Source organism: Sphingomonas plantiphila (assembly GCF_046000505.1).
GTDB classification, from domain to species: Bacteria; Pseudomonadota; Alphaproteobacteria; order Sphingomonadales; family Sphingomonadaceae; genus Sphingomonas; species Sphingomonas plantiphila.
Window position 1 is genome coordinate 1,815,244 of the sequence record NZ_JBELQC010000001.1, and the last position, 15,595, is coordinate 1,830,838.

Below are 15,595 nucleotides of genomic sequence, written 5' to 3' on the forward strand. Positions count from 1 at the left end.
CGTCGCGCGGACGCCAGCGACCGCCGACAAATCAGTGGCGGGCGAGCGCCGCGATATGCGTATCCGCTTCGGTGAGGCCGGGATTGCCGCCCGCCTCCCGCGCCTGGGCATAACGCTCGCGCGCATCTTGCCACATCATCAGTGCCTGTTCGGGCTCGCCCAGCGCCTCGGCGAGCAAGGCGACGCTGCGCACCGCGTCGGCGATTTCGAGCGTGCCGGCGTCCGGCGACGCCTCGTACAGGACAAAGGCTTCGGCGAGCGCCGCGGCGGCACGCTCCTGATCCCCTTGCGCGAGGAAGATGTCGCCGGCACGGCGCAGCGCACGGGCAAGCGCATGGCCGTCGCCCGCCTTGCGCAACAACGCGATCGCCGCCTGCTGGTCATGCTGCGCCCACTCGAGATTGCCCGCATCGCGCGCCAGTCGCGCTTGGCGGGTGAGCGCACGGGCCTCGCCCGCAAGGTCGCAATCGAGGTGGAAGACCGAAATCGCCTCGGCAAAGCAATGCCGTGCCGCGTCGGGCTGGCCTGCCCGGCGCCGATCCTCGCCCTGGTCGAGGAACTGGTATCCGCGACTCGTCTCGATCATGGGGAGAAGCGTCTCGCATCTTGCGCCTGCGCGCAAGGTCAGCGCCCGCCGCGATAGGCAGGGAGTGCCAGTTTCCAGACGATCGCCGCGGCGCGCAACGCGAAGCCGGCCGCCGCGGCGAGGAAACCGGCGGCATAAAGCGGCAGCCCCGCGAGACTGAGCGCGACGTGCAGCCCGGAAGCGAGCGCGGCGGCGGTCACATAGAGTTCGGGGCGCATCAGGATCGAGGGTTCGCCCGCCAGCACGTCGCGGATGATGCCCCCGGCGCAGGCGGTGAGCACGCCCATCAGCATCGCCGGGATCGGCGGGATGCCATATTCGAGCGCCTTGGCGGCCCCGAACACGGCATAGGCGGCCAGTCCGGCGGCATCGAGCCAGTCGAATCCGCGCCCGTCCCACCAGCGTTGCGGAGTAACCCAGATCAGTGCCGCGACGCCGAGACACAGCGCTGCGACGAACGGGTGGTGGACCCACCACACCGGCGCCCCGATCAGCAGATCGCGGATCGTCCCCCCGCCGACGCCGGTCACCAGCGCGAAGAACGCAGCCGTGACGAAGGTCTGGCTGCGGCCCGCCGCGGCGAGTGCGCCGGTCGCCGCGAACACGGCGATACCGAACAGGTCGAGCCACGGCAGAAACGGGCCGAGCGGGAGCGGATCAGGAGCCATGGCGCATCCTGTCCCACCCCCGCCGGTCCGCGTCAATTCAGCGCGTGGCGCCCGTCGCCCCCAGCCGGTTCACCGCGCGCAGCACGCGGTTGACGTGCATCACCGGAAGCATCGCCGCCTTGAAGATCGTCGCCATCAGCAGAAGCGTCATCGACGGCAGGCCCCAGCGCAGCGCCTGGAGCGGCTCCGTGGCGCCGAAGAACCGCCAGGCGGCATAGACACCGGCGAAGAACATCAGCGTCTGGGTGACGAGCACCACCGCGCTGGTCCAGCCGATGCTGCCGCGGAACATCGAACCGACCTGGGTGAGATAGCCGGGCTCTTCTCCGATCTGGCGCAGCAACTCGCGCTCCTCGGCCGCGATGGCCGCGTCGATTTGGGCGTCACGCATGGTCTTCTCCTTCCAACATGGCTTTCAGCCTCGTGCGGGCGTGCATCAGGCGGGTCTTGACGGTTCCGGCGGGAATGCCGAGCGCGACCGCAGTTTCGGCGACGCTCAGCCCCTCAAAATAGTGGAGCGCCACCGCCGCGCGATGGCCCGGTGCGAGCGTGGCGACGGCATGGCGCAGCGCCGAGCGGTCGGCGGCATCGTCCGGGCCGGGCACCGGAAGAGGCGTGTCTTGCTCAAGCGCGGCGGCGAGCGCACGACCGGCGACGCGCGTACCGATCGCGGCTGCGGTCTTGCGGGTGACGATGCGATAGGCCCAGGCGGGGAAGGCGCGTTCGTCGCGTAGCCGGGCGATGCCGCGAACGATGTCGATCCACGCCGCCTGTACCGCCTCCTCGGCCATTGCCCTGTCGCCGGTCAAGCGCCAGCCATGCGCCACCAGCCGCCGATGCCAGCGCCGGGCGAGCAGCGCGATTGCACGCCGGTCGCCACCCTGTGCGGCTACCACCAGCCAGGCGTCGGTCGCGCGATCGGCGTCGTTCGAGTTTGCGTTCATGGCGGAAAGGTGCTCCGGAATCGGCTTTCGGTTCAATCGACAGCGCGGATAGTTTCGGTCGATCGCGCGGTCCGGGCTTGGCGACGGCGCGCACATGTGGAGAATGGCGCGGATGCAGTCCTACGCCCCCCGCTTCATCGCGCTCGCCGTCGCGCTTGCCGCGCTGGCCGGCTTCGTCGATGCGATCGCATTTACCCGGCTGGGCGGCTATTTCGTCTCGTTCATGAGCGGGAATTCGACCCGTCTGGGCGTCGGGATCGGGCTGGGCGACGGGACTGCGACGCTGGCGGCCGCGCTGATCCTGGCCTTTGTCGCGGGCGTCATGGGAGCGGCAATCCTGGCGCGGCGCTTTGCGCAGCGGCGGAAGGTGGCGGTGCTGAGCGCGGTGACCGTGACGCTGGCTGCGGCGGCGGCGCTATGGATGGTGCTGCCGGGTCCGCTGCCGCTGCTGCTGGTGGCGGCGGCGATGGGGATGGAAAACGGCGTGTTCGCGCGCGATGGCGAGGTGGCGATCGGGGTTTCATACATGACCGGATCGCTGGTGCGGATGGCGCAGCGGCTGGCGGGTGCCTTGATGGGCGACCCGGACCGCTGGGCGTTCGTGCCGCACCTGCTGCTATGGCTGGGATTTGCGCTGGGCGTGCTATTGGGCGCGCGCGTGGGCTTGGCGGCTGACGATGCGGCGCTATGGATCGCCGCAGCCGCCGCAGGCGGGCTGACGCTGGTGGCGGCGGGGTTGACCCGCACTGCGACCGGGACCGTGCAGGAGTGACTTGATGACCTATCTACCCGCTGCCGATCGCTATGCCGGCGCGATGCCCTATCGCCGGTGCGGGCGGAGCGGGATCGTGTTGCCTGCCGTTTCGCTCGGCCTGTGGCAGAATTTCGGCGGGGTCGATGTGTACGAGACCGGGCGGGCGATGCTGCTGCGCGCGTTCGATCGGGGCGTGACGCACTTCGACCTCGCGAACAATTACGGCCCGCCCTACGGATCCGCGGAGGAGACGTTCGGCCGGGTGCTGGCGCGCGACCTGCGTCCGCATCGCGACGAACTGATCATCTCGACCAAGGCCGGATGGGACATGTGGCCCGGCCCTTATGGCGATGGCGGCAGTCGCAAATATCTGATCGCCAGCCTGGACCAGTCGCTGCGCCGCATGGGGCTCGACTATGTCGATATCTTCTATTCGCACCGCATGGATCCCGACACCCCGATCGAGGAAACGATGGGCGCGCTGGTGCAGATGCACCGGCAGGGCAAGGCGCTGTATGTCGGCATCTCGAGCTATACGCCCGAGGCGACGCGGCGCGCGGCGGAAATCCTGACGGCGGAGGGCGTGCCGCTGCTGATCCACCAGCCCGATTATTCGATGCTGAGCCGCTGGATCGAGGACGGCCTGCTCGACGCGCTGGAAGCGGCAGGGGCGGGGTGCATCGCCTTCTCGCCGCTGGCGCAAGGCCTGCTCGGCGGGCGGTATCTGAACGGCGTGCCCGACGACGCCCGCGCGGCGAAGGATTTCTCGCTGCGGCGCGATCGACTGACCGACGCGCTGGTGGCGCGGCTGCGCGGGCTGAACGACATCGCCGTGGCGCGCGGCCAGACGCTGGCGCAGATGGCGATCGCCTGGGTGCTGCGCGACCCGCGCGTCACCTCCGCGCTTATCGGTGCACGGACGGTCGAGCAGCTCGACAATTCGCTGGATGCGGTCAAGGCGCTCGACTTCAGCGCGGAGGAGCTGGCGGCGATCGATCGGTTCGCGGCGAAGCCGGGGGAGCGGCTCTAGGGCTGCTTCCGCGGCGCCGGCATCGATCGCCCGCCCTGATGCAGGATCAGGCCGGTGACCTTGCCCGCGGCGTCGCGGGTGAAGTCGACCTGAGCGTCGACGACCTTGAGGAAGAAGCGGTCCTTGCTTTCGGGGAACAGCTCGAACTCCGGCTGCCCGGTCGCCTGGGTCATCAGCTTGCCGTCCTTGACGCGCATGGTGATCGCGAAGGTCGGCGCGAGTTCGTACACGCCTTCATATTGCGCGAGCTGTTCCGGGGCGATGGTCGCCGCCTTGCGCTCTGCGGGCAGCACGACCGTGCCGCCGCGCGCCAGGGTCATCAACGACTTGGAAAGCTTGCCCGGCGAGGGGCCGTTGAGGTTGCCGAGGACGACTACGGTGATCTTGCGGTCCGGATCATAGGCGAGCGAGGTATTGAACCCCTCGATCCCGCCGCCATGCTCGATGGTGGTGACACCGTCCTTGGCTTCGACGGCGATGCCGAGCGCGTAGCCGTTCTTGTACGGGGTGCGAAACGCAGTGAGCGAGGTGGGCTTGAGCAGCTTGCCGCCATAGAGCCCGCGCTGCCATTTCAGCAGGTCGCGCGTCGTGGAATAAAGCGCGCCCGCCCCCTGCGGGATCGTCATGTCGACATAGTCGGCATTGACCGGACCGTCCTTCGCCGGGGCATAGCCCGACGCGCGGCGTGGGATGATCGCGGCGTGGCTGTCATAGCCTGTGTCGTCCATGCCCAGCGGCTTGAACAGGTTGCTCGCGACGAACTCGGCATAGCTTTGCCCGCTCACCTTTTCGACGATCGCACTGAGCAGGACATAGCCGGAATTGGAGTAGGCGAACTTCTCGCCTGGCGCGAACTCCAGCGGCTTGTCGCTGAAGCGTGCGATCAGGCTGGCGTGCGTCGCGGGCAGCGTCTTCAGCTTCTCGTATTCCGGGAAACCGGTGAAATTCGGGATGCCGGACGTGTGGGTGAGCAGATGGTGCAGCGTCACCTTGTCCCATGCCGCAGGCGCATCGGGGAGGTAGGTCTTGACCGGCGCATCGATCCGGAGCTTCCCCCGCTCCTGCAGCAACAGGATCGCGACGGCGGTGAACTGCTTGGTCACCGACCCCAGGCGGAACTTCGTCGCGCCGTCATTGGCGATCTTCCACTCGAGATTGGCCGACCCATAGCCCTTGTCGAGCAACACGTCCCCGTCGCGCGCGACCAGGACCGCCCCCATGAACTCGCCCTTGCGCGCATCGTCCTGCACGACCGCGTCCATCCGCCCCGGATCCTGCGCCACCGCCGGCACGGGCGTTAGAATAAGCGCGGCAAGCCCCGCGGCGACGGTCAGACGCTTCATGACGATCCCTCCCTGTGTATTGCCCAACTATAACGGTTGTCCGCGCGGCGCAATGGGAAGGTCGTGCGGGTGGTGCGCAATCAGGCGGTCGCGTTGAGCCTCCCGGCAGGCTGTGACGCGCGAGCGGCGTGGTAGGTCGCGCGATCCCGCCCCCCGCGCTTCGCCCGGTCCAGCGCGATGCCCGCGCGGGCCAACACCGCATCGAAGCTGTCGCCCGGCGCCGCGCCCGTCACCCCGACGCTGGCGTTCAGGCGGATCATCTCCCCATAACGGCCCGGCGTTTCCAGCCCGAACAGGCCGACACGCACCCGTTCGGCGACGTTCATCGCCTCGGCGGGGCAGGCGGCGCGAATGAACGCGGCGAACTCGTCCCCGCCGACGCGACCGTACAGATCGCCCTCCCGCAGCAGCGACGCGATTCCGTTGGCGACCCGGGTGAGCGCGCGGTCGCCCGTCCCCTCGCCATGGTCCGCGTTGATCCGATGAAAATGATCGATGTCGAAGAGAATCAGATAATGCCCCTCCGGATTCCGCGATGCCATTCGAGCCTCGACCTCCGCGCCGAAGGTGCGGTGATTGGGAATGCCGGTCAGCGAATCGCGCGTCGCGTTCAGCTTGAGCTGCTGATTGGCACGGTGAAGCGCCTCGGTGCGGCCGGCGACCCGGCGCTCCAGCTCCGACTGAGCCGAGCCGATCCGTTCCGCCATCACATCGAAGTCGTGCGTCAATTGTGTCACCTCGTCGCGAACCGCGATCCGTTCGACATCGACATGGCGCGCGGGCGGGACGCGACGGGTCAGCGCCCGCGTGCGTGCGATCAGCCGGCGCAGCGGCGTGCCGACCTGGCGCCGCAGCAGGAGGAGAATGGTGAGCGCCTGCAGCACCAGACACGCGATCGCGGTCAGCGTGACGCGCAGGATCAGCCGATAGGATTCGGACCGCATCACCGCTTCGTCCTGAACGACCAGCGCATACCAGCCCGGTGTGTCGATCGTCCGCATCGCCACGAAACTGTCGAGCGTCGGCGCCTCCCCCAGGAACCGTCCGTCGCGCTGCGCCTGAACGAAGGCCCACAGCGCGGCGAGTCTGGGATCGCGGGTCGTGGTCAGGTCGAGCATCGCTTCGGGGCCGACGCGACGCTGCTTGGTATAGTCCGGGTGGTGGATCAGCCGTCCCTCATGCGAGATGAGGATCACCCCGGCCCGCGGAACGTCGGAAAACTCCCCAGGCTCGATCAGCGTATCGAGCAGCACGCTGGTACCCCAGGTGCCCACGTGCCGCCCGCCGATATCGACGGGCGTCATGCATCCGGTGGTCCAGGTCCCGCCGCTGCGGTCGTGCATGATGTGGCGAAGCGCCGTGCAGCGCATCGTGCGGCCCGGATTGGCCCGGGGCGTCGCGATGGTCGCGAATTCCTGTTGCTGGAAGTCGAGCGAGCTCGGTGCATCCCGCCGGTAGAAGCGGAGACGATCGGGTCGATCCGCCGCGAAGATCACCAGGCTGTTGTCCGGGGTGAAGTAATAGAGGCTTTCGAGATCGGACCGCACCCCTTCGCCGAGCGCGTGGACGATACCCGTGGCCGCCATCAACCGTCGCCGCTCGGCCCCGTCGGGCTCATGGGCGATGAACGCACCGACGCCACGCATATAGCCGAGCGGGGTGCTGCCACCATCGTAAAGCGCAGGCGCGCTGCGTCGCCCTCCGCGCCGGTCGCGCGGAAACATGGCATCGAAGGCGCCGGGGCCGGTGACGGGGGCGCCCAAAGCGAACTGCGCCCGGAACAGCTCCGTCGCGTGGACATGTGTCTTGCGGATGCGCGAGAAGCGCTCTTCCTGATGCCGCGCCACCTGTCGGGCATAGTGATCGAGCGTGGCCAGCCCGGCCTCGCGCGTGCGCTGTTCGCTGTCCTGATAGGCGATGAGCCCGGAAACCGCGAAGATCAGGCCGATCAGCGCGGACAGCATGATCGCGGTCCGCGTCGTGATCGACATGTCGCGAAAATAGGTCGCAAGCCGGTCCAGCATTGCATCGCGCTAGACCGGCGCCGTCACCGGCTTGCAAAAGCGACCCTACGTAGTCGCCGCAATCCGATCAGATATGGATCGGCTTGCCCGTCACCGCCATCGCCGCTTCCTTGATCGCCTCGCTGTGCGTCGGATGGGCGTGGCAGGTATAGGCGATGTCCTCGCTGGTCGCGCCGAATTCCATCGCCTGCGTCGCCTGCGCGATCATCGTGCCGGCGACACTGGTGATGATCCACACGCCGAGAACGCGATCGGTCTTGGCGTCCGCAATGATCTTCACGAAGCCGTCGGGCTCGTGATTGGTCTTGGCGCGGCTGTTGCCGGCCATCGGGAACTTGCCGACCTTCACCTCGCCCTTTTCCTTCGCCGCCTCTTCGGTCAGGCCGACGCCAGCGATTTCGGGCATCGTGTAGACGACCGAGGGGATCAGATCGTGGTTCACGATTCCCGTGAGGCCGGCGATATTCTCGGCGACCGCGATGCCCTCATCCTCGGCCTTGTGCGCGAGCATCGGGCCGGGGACGACGTCGCCGATTGCCCAGATGCCGTCGACCCCGGTCTCGAACTCGTGCCCGACCTCGATCTGGCCGCGCGCGTTCACCGACAGCCCGGCGGCTTCGAGGTTGAGGCCGTCGGTATTGGGACGGCGGCCGATCGCGACGAGGACATTGTCCGCTTCGATCGTCTGCGCCTCGCCGCCCTTGGCAGGCTCGAGCGTGACGGTCGCCTTGCCGCCGCTGACCGAAACGCCGGTGACCTTGGTCCCGGTCTTGAACTCGATTCCCTGCTTCTTGAACAGCTTGGCCGATTCCTTGCGCACGTCGCCGTCGAAGCCGGGGAGGATCTGGTCGAGATATTCGACCACGGTCACCTTCGCGCCGACGCGGCGCCACACGCTGCCGAGTTCGAGCCCGATCACGCCGCCGCCGATGACGACGAGATGCTCGGGCACCTTGGCCAGTTCGAGCGCGCCGGTGCTGTCGACGACGACCTGCTGGTCGATCTCGACGCCGGGGAGCGGAGTGACGCTGGAGCCGGTGGCGATGACGATGTTCTTGGCGCGGACCTCACGGTCGCCGACCTTGACGCTGTCCTTGCCGGTGAACGCGGCATAACCCTTGAGCCACTCGACCTTGTTCTTCTTGAACAGGAATTCGATGCCGCCGGTCAGGCCCTTGACCGCTTCCTTGCGCTGCGCGTGCATCGCATCGAGGTCGAGTTCGACCGAGCCGAGCTTGACGCCGAGCTTGGCGAGCGCGCCGCCGGCGGCTTCCTCGAACAGTTCGGACGCGTGGAGCAGCGCCTTGGACGGGATGCAGCCGACATTGAGGCAGGTGCCGCCCAGCGTCTCACGCCCCTCGGCGCACGCGGTCTTGAGTCCCAGCTGCGCCGCGCGGATCGCGGCGACATAACCGCCGGGCCCGGCACCGATCACGAGGACGTCGAAGTCGTATTCAGCCATTTTGCACTCCATTGTGCTCCTGCGAAAGCAGGAGCCCAGGGTTACGAAGCGTGACGCCAGCGGCTTCGGCGCCTGCAGCTGCAGGATCGCAGAGCCTTAAAATAGCGTCTCGTACAAGTCCTTCCACTGCGGGTTATGGCGTTCGATCAGCTCGACCTTCCATTCCCGCTTCCACTTTTTCATCTGCAATTCGCGATATCGGGCGGCGTCAATGTCTCCATGTCCCTCGAACCACACCAGCAGAACACAGCCGTATTTTTTCGAGAAGCCTTCGATCAGCTTGTTGCGATGTTGGTACGCCCTCGCGGCGAGGTCGCTGGTCACGCCAAGATAGAGCGTGCCGTTGCGCTGGTTCGCCATCATATAGACGTAGCCGTCTTTCGTCGGTCTTCTCCCCAATCTCGCGAGCGCGGTCTAGGTTCCAAGTTGGCCCCCTGCCACTCTGGGCTCCTGCTTTCGCAGGAGCGCAGGAGTGCATCAGAGGTCGATCAGCAGGCGGGTCGGATCCTCGATCGCGTTCCTGAGCGCGACGAGGAAGGTCACTGCCTCACGCCCGTCGATCAGGCGGTGGTCGTAGCTCAATGCGAGATACATCATCGGGCGGATGACGATCTGACCGTCGCGGACGACGGCGCGGTCCTCGATCCGATGGAGGCCCAGCACCGCCGACTGCGGCGGGTTGATGATCGGGGTCGACATCAGCGAACCGAACACGCCGCCGTTGGAGATGGTGAAGGTGCCGCCCTTCATCTCGTCCATCTTGAGCGTGCCGTCCTTGGCGCGCTTGCCGAAGTCGCCGATGGTCTTTTCGACCTGCGCGACGCTCATCTGATCCGCGTCACGGATGACGGGGACGACCAGGCCCTGCGGCGCGCTGACCGCGACCGAGATGTCGGCATAGTCGTGATAGACGATCTCGTCGCCGTCGATCTGGGCGTTGACGGCGGGGATGTCCTTGAGCGCCATGCACGCGGCCTTCACGAAGAAGCCCATGAAGCCGAGGCGGACGCCGTGCTTCTTTTCGAACAGATCCTTGTACTTGGTGCGCGCTTCGATGACGGCGGTCATGTCGACGTCGTTGAAGGTGGTGAGCAGCGCGGCGGTGTCCTGCGCTTCCTTGAGGCGGCGGGCAACGGTCTGGCGCAGGCGGGTCATCCGCACGCGTTCTTCCTTGCGGCCGCTGGCCGATGCGGCGGCAGCCGCCGGGGCGGGCGCGGGCGCTGTTGCCGGGGCAGGCGCGGGCTTGGCCGAGGCGGCGGCGACCACGTCTTCCTTGGTGATGCGGCCGTCCTTGCCGGTACCGGTGATCGTCGCCGGATCGACGCCATGCTCCAGAATCGCACGGCGGACCGACGGCGAGAGGGCTGCGGCCTCGACATCGCCCGACGCCGGTGCCTGCTGCGCGGCGCTCGCCGGGGCGGGCGCCGCTTCGGCCTTGGCGGCGGGAGCGGGGGCGGGGGCGGGGGTTGCGGCCGCGCCGTCACCCGCCTCGATCGTTCCGATCATCGCGCCGACGGCAACGGTATCGCCGACCTGCACCGCATGCGCGCCCATCACGCCGGCGACGGGGGCGGGCACCTCGACCGACACCTTGTCGGTTTCGAGGCTGGCGATGGGCTCATCGGCCGCCACGGTATCGCCGGGCTGCTTCAGCCATTCGCCGACCGTCGCTTCGGTGATCGATTCGCCCAGCACGGGGACGAGGATTTCGGTTGCCATCGTTCAGTCCTTCCTGGGGATCAGGCTTATGCGCCGGCCATGCCGGTCGGCTTGGTGGTGTCGCTGCGGGTGCGGCGGATTTCTTCACGGACATTGTGGCCCAGCGCGTCGGCGACAAGGGCACCCTGTTCGGCCTGGTGACGCTTCATCAGGCCGGTGGCGGGCGATGCCGCCGCGGCGCGGCCGGCATAGCGCGGACGCTGCGGCGCGACCCCGGCTTCGATCAGGCATTCCTCGATCAGCGGCTCGACGAAGAACCAATATCCGTTGTTCTTCGGCTCTTCCTGCGCCCACACCACCTCTTCGAGGTTGGTCATGCGCTGGAGGCGCTTCACCAGCGGCTCGCCGGGGAAGGGGTAGAGCTGCTCGATACGGACGATCGCGGTGTTCTTGTCGCCCGCCGCGTCGCGCGCCTCGATCAGGTCGTAGGCGACCTTGCCGGTGCACAGGACCAGCCGCTTCACATCCGTGTCTGCCGGCGCCGACGGGTCCGAAAGGATGCGCATGAAATGCGTCTCCCCCAGGAAGTCCGCCGCCTTGCTCACCGCCATCTTGTGGCGGAGCAGCGACTTGGGTGTCATCACCACCAGCGGCTTGCGGAAATTGCGGTGCATCTGGCGGCGCAGCAGGTGGAAGAAATTGGCCGGCGTGGTGCAGTTGGCGACCTGCATATTGTCACCCGCACAGCTTTGCAGGAAGCGCTCGGGACGCGCCGAACTATGCTCGGGTCCCTGGCCTTCGTAGCCGTGCGGAAGCAGCATCACCAGGCCGTTGGCACGCAGCCACTTGGCTTCGCCCGACGAGATGAACTGGTCGATCATGATCTGCGCGCCGTTGACGAAGTCGCCGAACTGCGCTTCCCACAGCACCAGGCTCTTCGGATCGGCGAGTGCGTAGCCATATTCGAAGCCCAGCACGCCATATTCGCTCAAGGGGCTGTCGAGCACCTCGAACCGGCCGTGCGGGATTTCGTTCAGCGGCACATATTTGCGCTCGTCGGTCTGGTCGACCCAGACGGCGTGGCGCTGGCTGAACGTGCCGCGGCCCGAATCCTGCCCCGAAAGGCGCACGCCATAGCCTTCCGACAGCAGCGAGCCGAATGCGAGCGCCTCGCCCGTTGCCCAGTCGAAATTCTCGCCCGACTTGAACATCGCAGCCTTGGCGTCGAGCACGCGGTTGAGCGTCTTGTGGACGGTCAGCCCCTCGGGAACCTGCGTCAGCGTGCGGCCGAGGCTGTCGAACAGCTTCTTGTCGATGCCGGTTTCGACGTTGCGACGCGCGGTCTCCGCGTCGCCCGGCGCGCCGAGCCCGGACCAGCGCCCGCCGAACCAGTCGGCCTTGTTCGCCTTGTACGATGCGCCAGCTTCGAACTCGGTCTCCAGATGCGCGGTGAACTCGGCGGTGTGCTGTTGGGCGAAGCCGCCATCGATCACGCCCTCGCCCTGCAGCCGCTGGGCATAGAGCTCGGCGACGCCGGGATGCTTCTTGATCTTGGCGTACATCAGCGGCTGGGTGAAGCTCGGCTCGTCGCCTTCGTTATGACCGAAGCGGCGGTAGCACCACATGTCGATGACGATGTCGCGCTTGAAGCGCTGGCGGAATTCGATCGCCATCTTGCACGCGAAGGTGACCGCTTCGGGATCGTCGCCATTGACGTGGAAGATCGGCGCCTGGACGCCCTTGGCGACATCCGACGGATAAGGCGACGAGCGCGCGAATTGCGGGCTGGTCGTGAAGCCGATCTGGTTATTTATGACGAAATGGATGCAACCACCGGTGTTATAGCCACGGATCCCCGAGAAGCCGAGACACTCCCACACAATCCCCTGCCCAGCGAATGCCGCGTCGCCATGGATCAGCACGGGCAGGACCTGCTCGTGATTCTCCAGATCGTTGCGATTGGTCTGCTGCGCGCGGACCTTACCGAGCACGACCGGATCGACCGCTTCGAGGTGCGAGGGGTTGGCGACCAGCGACATGTGCACGCTGATCCCGTCGAACTCGCGGTCGGTGCTGGTGCCGAGGTGATATTTGACGTCGCCCGAGCCGCCGATGTCGTCGGGGTTGGCCGATCCGCCCGCGAATTCGTGGAAGATCACGCGATAGGGCTTGGCCATCACGTTGGCGAGCATGTTGAGGCGGCCGCGATGCGCCATGCCGTACACGATCTCGCGCACGCCATACTGGCCGCCATATTTGATGATCGCTTCCATCGCGGGAATCATCGATTCACCGCCGTCCAGCCCGAAGCGCTTCGTGCCGACATATTTCTTGCCGAGGAATTTCTCCCACTGCTCGGCTTCGATCACCTTGGCGAGGATCGCCTTCTTGCCGTTGGGCGAGAATTCGATCGCCTTGTCCTTGCCCTCCATGCGCTCCTGAAGGAAGCGGCGCTCCTCGACATCGGCGATGTGCATGTATTCGAGGCCGACATTGCCGCAATAATTACGGCGCAGGATCTCGACGAGCTCGCGCACGCTCGCCTTTTCCAGGCCGAGATTGCCGCCGAGGAAGATCGGCCGGTCGAGATCGCCTTCGGTGAAGCCATGATATTCCGGCGTCAGATCGGCGGGCAGGTCCTGTTTGGACAGGCCGAGCGGATCGAGATTGGCGGCGAGGTGCCCGCGCACGCGATAGGTGCGGATCAGCAGCATCGCGCGGATCGAATCGTTCGCAGCGCGGGCAATGTCCGCGGCCGACGCGGCGGGTGCCGCCGCAGGAGCGGGGGCGCCGCCGCCGCGTGCGGGCTTGGGCGCGGGCTCCATCTGCGTCGGATCGAGCGCTGCGGTGAGCGCGTCGGTATCCTTCAGCGGCCAACGCGGATTGGCCCAGCTGGGGCCGGTCGCGGTGCTTTCCAGCCCCTCGAACCACTGGCGCCAGCCCGCCTCGACCGCCGACGGATCGGCCTTGAACTTCGCGTACATCGTCTCGACGAAGGCAGGGCTTACGCCACCTGCGATCTCCGCGAAATCCAACCCATCAACGCCCATCGTCTTTGTCCTTCTACCCCCGGGGAATGGCCGGGCCGCGCGGCGCGCGCCCGGCCGGGAGTGGTGTCAGCCCTTCAGCGCCTCGAGCAGCGTTTCACCGAGCAGGCTCGGCGACTGCGACACGCGGATGCCCGCTGCCTCCATCGCCGCGATCTTGCTTTCTGCATCGCCCTTGCCGCCCGACACGATCGCGCCGGCATGGCCCATACGGCGGCCCGGAGGCGCCGTGCGGCCCGCGATAAAGCCGGCCATCGGCTTCTTGCGGCCGCGCTTCGCCTCGTCGATCAGGAACTGCGCGGCCTGCTCCTCGGCGTCGCCGCCGATCTCGCCGATCATGATAATGCTCTCGGTCGCGTCGTCCGCAAGGAACAGCTCAAGCACGTCGATGAAGTTGGTGCCGTTGACCGGATCGCCGCCGATGCCGACCGCGGTGGTCTGGCCCAGGCCCGCATTGGTCGTCTGGAACACCGCCTCATAGGTCAGCGTGCCGGAGCGGCTGACGACGCCGACGCTGCCCTTGGAGAAAATATTGCCCGGCATGATGCCGATCTTGCACTCGCCCGGTGTCAGCAGGCCGGGGCAGTTCGGGCCGATCAGGCGCGACTTGCTGCCCGACAGCGAGCGCTTGACCTTGACCATGTCGAGCACCGGAATTCCCTCGGTGATGCACACGATCAGCGGGATTTCTGCATCGATCGCCTCGAGGATCGAGTCCGCGGCGAAGGGCGGGGGCACGTAGATCACCGACGCGTCGGCGCCGGTCTTGCTCTTCGCCTCGGCGACCGTGTCGAACACCGGCAGCCCGATATGCTCGGTGCCGCCCTTGCCGGGGGTCACTCCGCCGACCATCTGGGTGCCATAGGCCAGCGCCTGCTGGGTGTGGAAGGTGCCGGTCTCGCCGGTCATCCCCTGCGTGATGACCTTGGTATTCCGGTCGATGAGAATGGACATTCAGAACCCTCCGATAGATTGCGATACCAGGACCAGGCCCTGGATGCCGTAAGATGAGCCCAGCGGGTGATCGCGCGGGACATAGGTAATTTCGAGGCTCACGCCAGTCTGCCACGGCTCCCAGAGCCGTTTGGTCGCGTTGCCGTTGGCTTGAACGCCGGTCGGCGCCGATCCAACCCAAGCGTCGACGGTTTCGCGCGCGGGGGCGGCCGGGGCGTCGAGGTCATAGGCGCGACAGCCATTGCCCCAATAGCCTTCCTTGGCGACGAAGCGGCTGGTGACCAGCCAGACGGTGCGGCCGTCGAAGCTGTGGCGGAACAGCTTGCCGGCATAGGTGCCGTCCGGCTCCTCCGCGCGGACCGCGTCGCGACCCTTTGAGACAATGTTCGCGATGCGCGGATCGGCGTCGGCCTCGGCGAGTTCGTACCAGCCTGCGGCCTTGGCGGCGGGGGCAACGCGGTCGAACGAGGACTTGCCGTCTTCGCTGTCGAGATTGAAGCACGCCGCCTTGAACGCTGCGAACAGCGAGGACGGTGCAGGAGCGGGTGCCGCCTGCATGGTGGCGGAGACCAGAAGCATGGCGATCATCGGACCGGCCCTACTTCGTTTTGTGCGCTCGTAACGACACGGCGATACGCGGCATCATACTCGGGGCTGGTCGTGTCGAGGCGCATCGCCTCGACCATTGCGCCGTCCCCAGTCTTGCGGAACACCATGACCCAACCATTCTCCTGGTCGGGTATCACCATATGAATGATCGCTGCACCCGGTTCGACCGGCCCAGAAAGGTCGGTCCCGCGATACCGCGCATAAATGTCAGAGAGCAGGTCTTCGACGATACCCTTTTTCGACACCACTGCGCATCGCTCGGCAACGTCGCCCCCTTTCTCGTAGGACGCGATGGCGAGCGTCGCGCCAGGCCGGTCGGAGAAGCGCCATCCTTCGACCTTGCTCGGCGTTCCGAGACGGGCACGGACTGCCCTCGGCAATTTGGCTGGCGCGACTAGCGATGCCGTTTTCGCCTCCTTGATTCCACCCTCCGCGCACGCCTGCCAAAACAGCTCGGCCGCCTGCGCGGACGCAGACGGCACAGCTGTAAAAAGGGCGGCGGCAAGCAGCAACGG

General features: G+C 66.9%; 15 protein-coding genes. 2 read left to right on the forward strand and 13 right to left on the reverse strand.

Features of this window, described 5'->3' with window-relative positions:
* Positions 1-31: 31 nt before the first annotated feature.
* From ABS767_RS08650 to ABS767_RS08665, 4 genes are read right to left on the reverse strand one after another with little or no spacing between them, the layout of a single operon-like run.
* Positions 32-586 (reverse strand): hypothetical protein, encoded by a 555-nt coding sequence (locus ABS767_RS08650; RefSeq protein WP_408077945.1) that lies wholly within the window; start codon positions 584-586, stop codon positions 32-34.
* Between the two features lie 38 nt (positions 587-624).
* Positions 625-1,254, reverse strand: a complete 630-nt coding sequence (locus tag ABS767_RS08655) for a trimeric intracellular cation channel family protein (RefSeq protein ID WP_408077946.1) — start codon at positions 1,252-1,254, stop codon at positions 625-627.
* A gap of 37 nt (positions 1,255-1,291) precedes the next feature.
* Positions 1,292-1,645 carry a DUF6768 family protein gene (locus tag ABS767_RS08660; RefSeq protein ID WP_408077947.1) on the reverse strand — a complete coding sequence of 118 codons (354 nt, stop codon included), beginning with the start codon at positions 1,643-1,645 and terminating at the stop codon, positions 1,292-1,294.
* On the reverse strand, positions 1,638-2,198 hold the full coding sequence (locus tag ABS767_RS08665) for an RNA polymerase sigma factor (RefSeq protein WP_408077948.1): 561 nt from the start codon (positions 2,196-2,198) through the stop codon (positions 1,638-1,640). The genes ABS767_RS08660 and ABS767_RS08665 overlap by 8 nt, the downstream gene beginning before the upstream one ends.
* A 112-nt stretch (positions 2,199-2,310) precedes the next feature.
* On the opposite strand from ABS767_RS08665, the gene ABS767_RS08670 reads away from it, so the two are divergent.
* Together ABS767_RS08670 and mgrA are read left to right on the forward strand one after the other, a co-directional pair.
* Positions 2,311-2,970 (forward strand): YoaK family protein, encoded by a 660-nt coding sequence (locus ABS767_RS08670; protein ID WP_408077949.1) that lies wholly within the window; start codon positions 2,311-2,313, stop codon positions 2,968-2,970.
* Positions 2,971-2,974: 4 nt separating this feature from the next.
* Positions 2,975-3,982, forward strand: coding sequence for an L-glyceraldehyde 3-phosphate reductase (gene mgrA, locus ABS767_RS08675; protein WP_408077950.1), 1,008 nt, complete (start codon positions 2,975-2,977; stop codon positions 3,980-3,982).
* On the opposite strand, the gene ABS767_RS08680 is transcribed toward mgrA, so the two are convergent.
* From ABS767_RS08680 to ABS767_RS08720, 9 genes are all read right to left on the reverse strand, one after another.
* Entirely contained in the window at positions 3,979-5,325 is a 1,347-nt protein-coding gene (locus tag ABS767_RS08680; protein WP_408077951.1) for a serine hydrolase, read from the reverse strand. The two genes, mgrA and ABS767_RS08680, sit on opposite strands and share 4 nt — an antisense overlap.
* An 80-nt stretch (positions 5,326-5,405) precedes the next feature.
* Complete coding sequence (locus ABS767_RS08685; protein ID WP_408077952.1) at positions 5,406-7,349, reverse strand: sensor domain-containing diguanylate cyclase; 1,944 nt, start codon at positions 7,347-7,349, stop codon at positions 5,406-5,408.
* Positions 7,350-7,416: 67 nt separating this feature from the next.
* A complete protein-coding gene (gene lpdA, locus ABS767_RS08690) occupies positions 7,417-8,811 on the reverse strand; it encodes a dihydrolipoyl dehydrogenase (protein ID WP_408077953.1) in 1,395 nt (464 codons plus the stop codon).
* A 96-nt stretch (positions 8,812-8,907) separates the two neighbouring features.
* Positions 8,908-9,174, reverse strand: a complete 267-nt coding sequence (locus ABS767_RS08695) for a GIY-YIG nuclease family protein (RefSeq protein ID WP_408077954.1) — start codon at positions 9,172-9,174, stop codon at positions 8,908-8,910.
* A gap of 114 nt (positions 9,175-9,288) precedes the next feature.
* Positions 9,289-10,530, reverse strand: a complete 1,242-nt coding sequence (gene odhB / locus ABS767_RS08700) for a 2-oxoglutarate dehydrogenase complex dihydrolipoyllysine-residue succinyltransferase (protein ID WP_408077955.1) — start codon at positions 10,528-10,530, stop codon at positions 9,289-9,291.
* Between the two features lie 26 nt (positions 10,531-10,556).
* Positions 10,557-13,520, reverse strand: a complete 2,964-nt coding sequence (locus tag ABS767_RS08705; RefSeq protein ID WP_408077956.1) for a 2-oxoglutarate dehydrogenase E1 component — start codon at positions 13,518-13,520, stop codon at positions 10,557-10,559.
* Between the two features lie 66 nt (positions 13,521-13,586).
* Complete coding sequence (sucD, locus tag ABS767_RS08710) at positions 13,587-14,471, reverse strand: succinate--CoA ligase subunit alpha (RefSeq protein WP_408077957.1); 885 nt, start codon at positions 14,469-14,471, stop codon at positions 13,587-13,589.
* The gene (locus ABS767_RS08715) at positions 14,472-15,059 is read right to left on the reverse strand and encodes a hypothetical protein (protein WP_408077958.1); all 588 of its coding nucleotides are present in this window, start codon (positions 15,057-15,059) and stop codon (positions 14,472-14,474) included.
* Positions 15,056-15,592, reverse strand: a complete 537-nt coding sequence (locus ABS767_RS08720; RefSeq protein WP_408077959.1) for a hypothetical protein — start codon at positions 15,590-15,592, stop codon at positions 15,056-15,058. Before ABS767_RS08720 ends, ABS767_RS08715 begins: the two co-directional genes overlap by 4 nt.
* Between the last annotated feature and the right edge of the window lie 3 nt (positions 15,593-15,595).

What these genes read in the sequence shown, in the direction of transcription:
- odhB (WP_408077955.1), bottom strand. Translation starts at nt 10,530, where the DNA reads ATGGCAACCGAAATCCTCGTCCCCGTGCTGGGCGAATCGATCACCGAA.
- ABS767_RS08685 (WP_408077952.1), bottom strand. Translation starts at nt 7,349, where the DNA reads ATGCTGGACCGGCTTGCGACCTATTTTCGCGACATGTCGATCACGACG.
- ABS767_RS08695 (WP_408077954.1), bottom strand. Translation starts at nt 9,174, where the DNA reads ATGATGGCGAACCAGCGCAACGGCACGCTCTATCTTGGCGTGACCAGC.
- ABS767_RS08650 (WP_408077945.1), bottom strand. Translation starts at nt 586, where the DNA reads ATGATCGAGACGAGTCGCGGATACCAGTTCCTCGACCAGGGCGAGGAT.
- ABS767_RS08705 (WP_408077956.1), bottom strand. Translation starts at nt 13,520, where the DNA reads ATGGGCGTTGATGGGTTGGATTTCGCGGAGATCGCAGGTGGCGTAAGC.
- ABS767_RS08665 (WP_408077948.1), bottom strand. Translation starts at nt 2,198, where the DNA reads ATGAACGCAAACTCGAACGACGCCGATCGCGCGACCGACGCCTGGCTG.
- ABS767_RS08670 (WP_408077949.1), top strand. Translation starts at nt 2,311, where the DNA reads ATGCAGTCCTACGCCCCCCGCTTCATCGCGCTCGCCGTCGCGCTTGCC.
- lpdA (WP_408077953.1), bottom strand. Translation starts at nt 8,811, where the DNA reads ATGGCTGAATACGACTTCGACGTCCTCGTGATCGGTGCCGGGCCCGGC.
- ABS767_RS08715 (WP_408077958.1), bottom strand. Translation starts at nt 15,059, where the DNA reads ATGATCGCCATGCTTCTGGTCTCCGCCACCATGCAGGCGGCACCCGCT.
- sucD (WP_408077957.1), bottom strand. Translation starts at nt 14,471, where the DNA reads ATGTCCATTCTCATCGACCGGAATACCAAGGTCATCACGCAGGGGATG.
- ABS767_RS08655 (WP_408077946.1), bottom strand. Translation starts at nt 1,254, where the DNA reads ATGGCTCCTGATCCGCTCCCGCTCGGCCCGTTTCTGCCGTGGCTCGAC.
- ABS767_RS08660 (WP_408077947.1), bottom strand. Translation starts at nt 1,645, where the DNA reads ATGCGTGACGCCCAAATCGACGCGGCCATCGCGGCCGAGGAGCGCGAG.
- mgrA (WP_408077950.1), top strand. Translation starts at nt 2,975, where the DNA reads ATGACCTATCTACCCGCTGCCGATCGCTATGCCGGCGCGATGCCCTAT.
- ABS767_RS08680 (WP_408077951.1), bottom strand. Translation starts at nt 5,325, where the DNA reads ATGAAGCGTCTGACCGTCGCCGCGGGGCTTGCCGCGCTTATTCTAACG.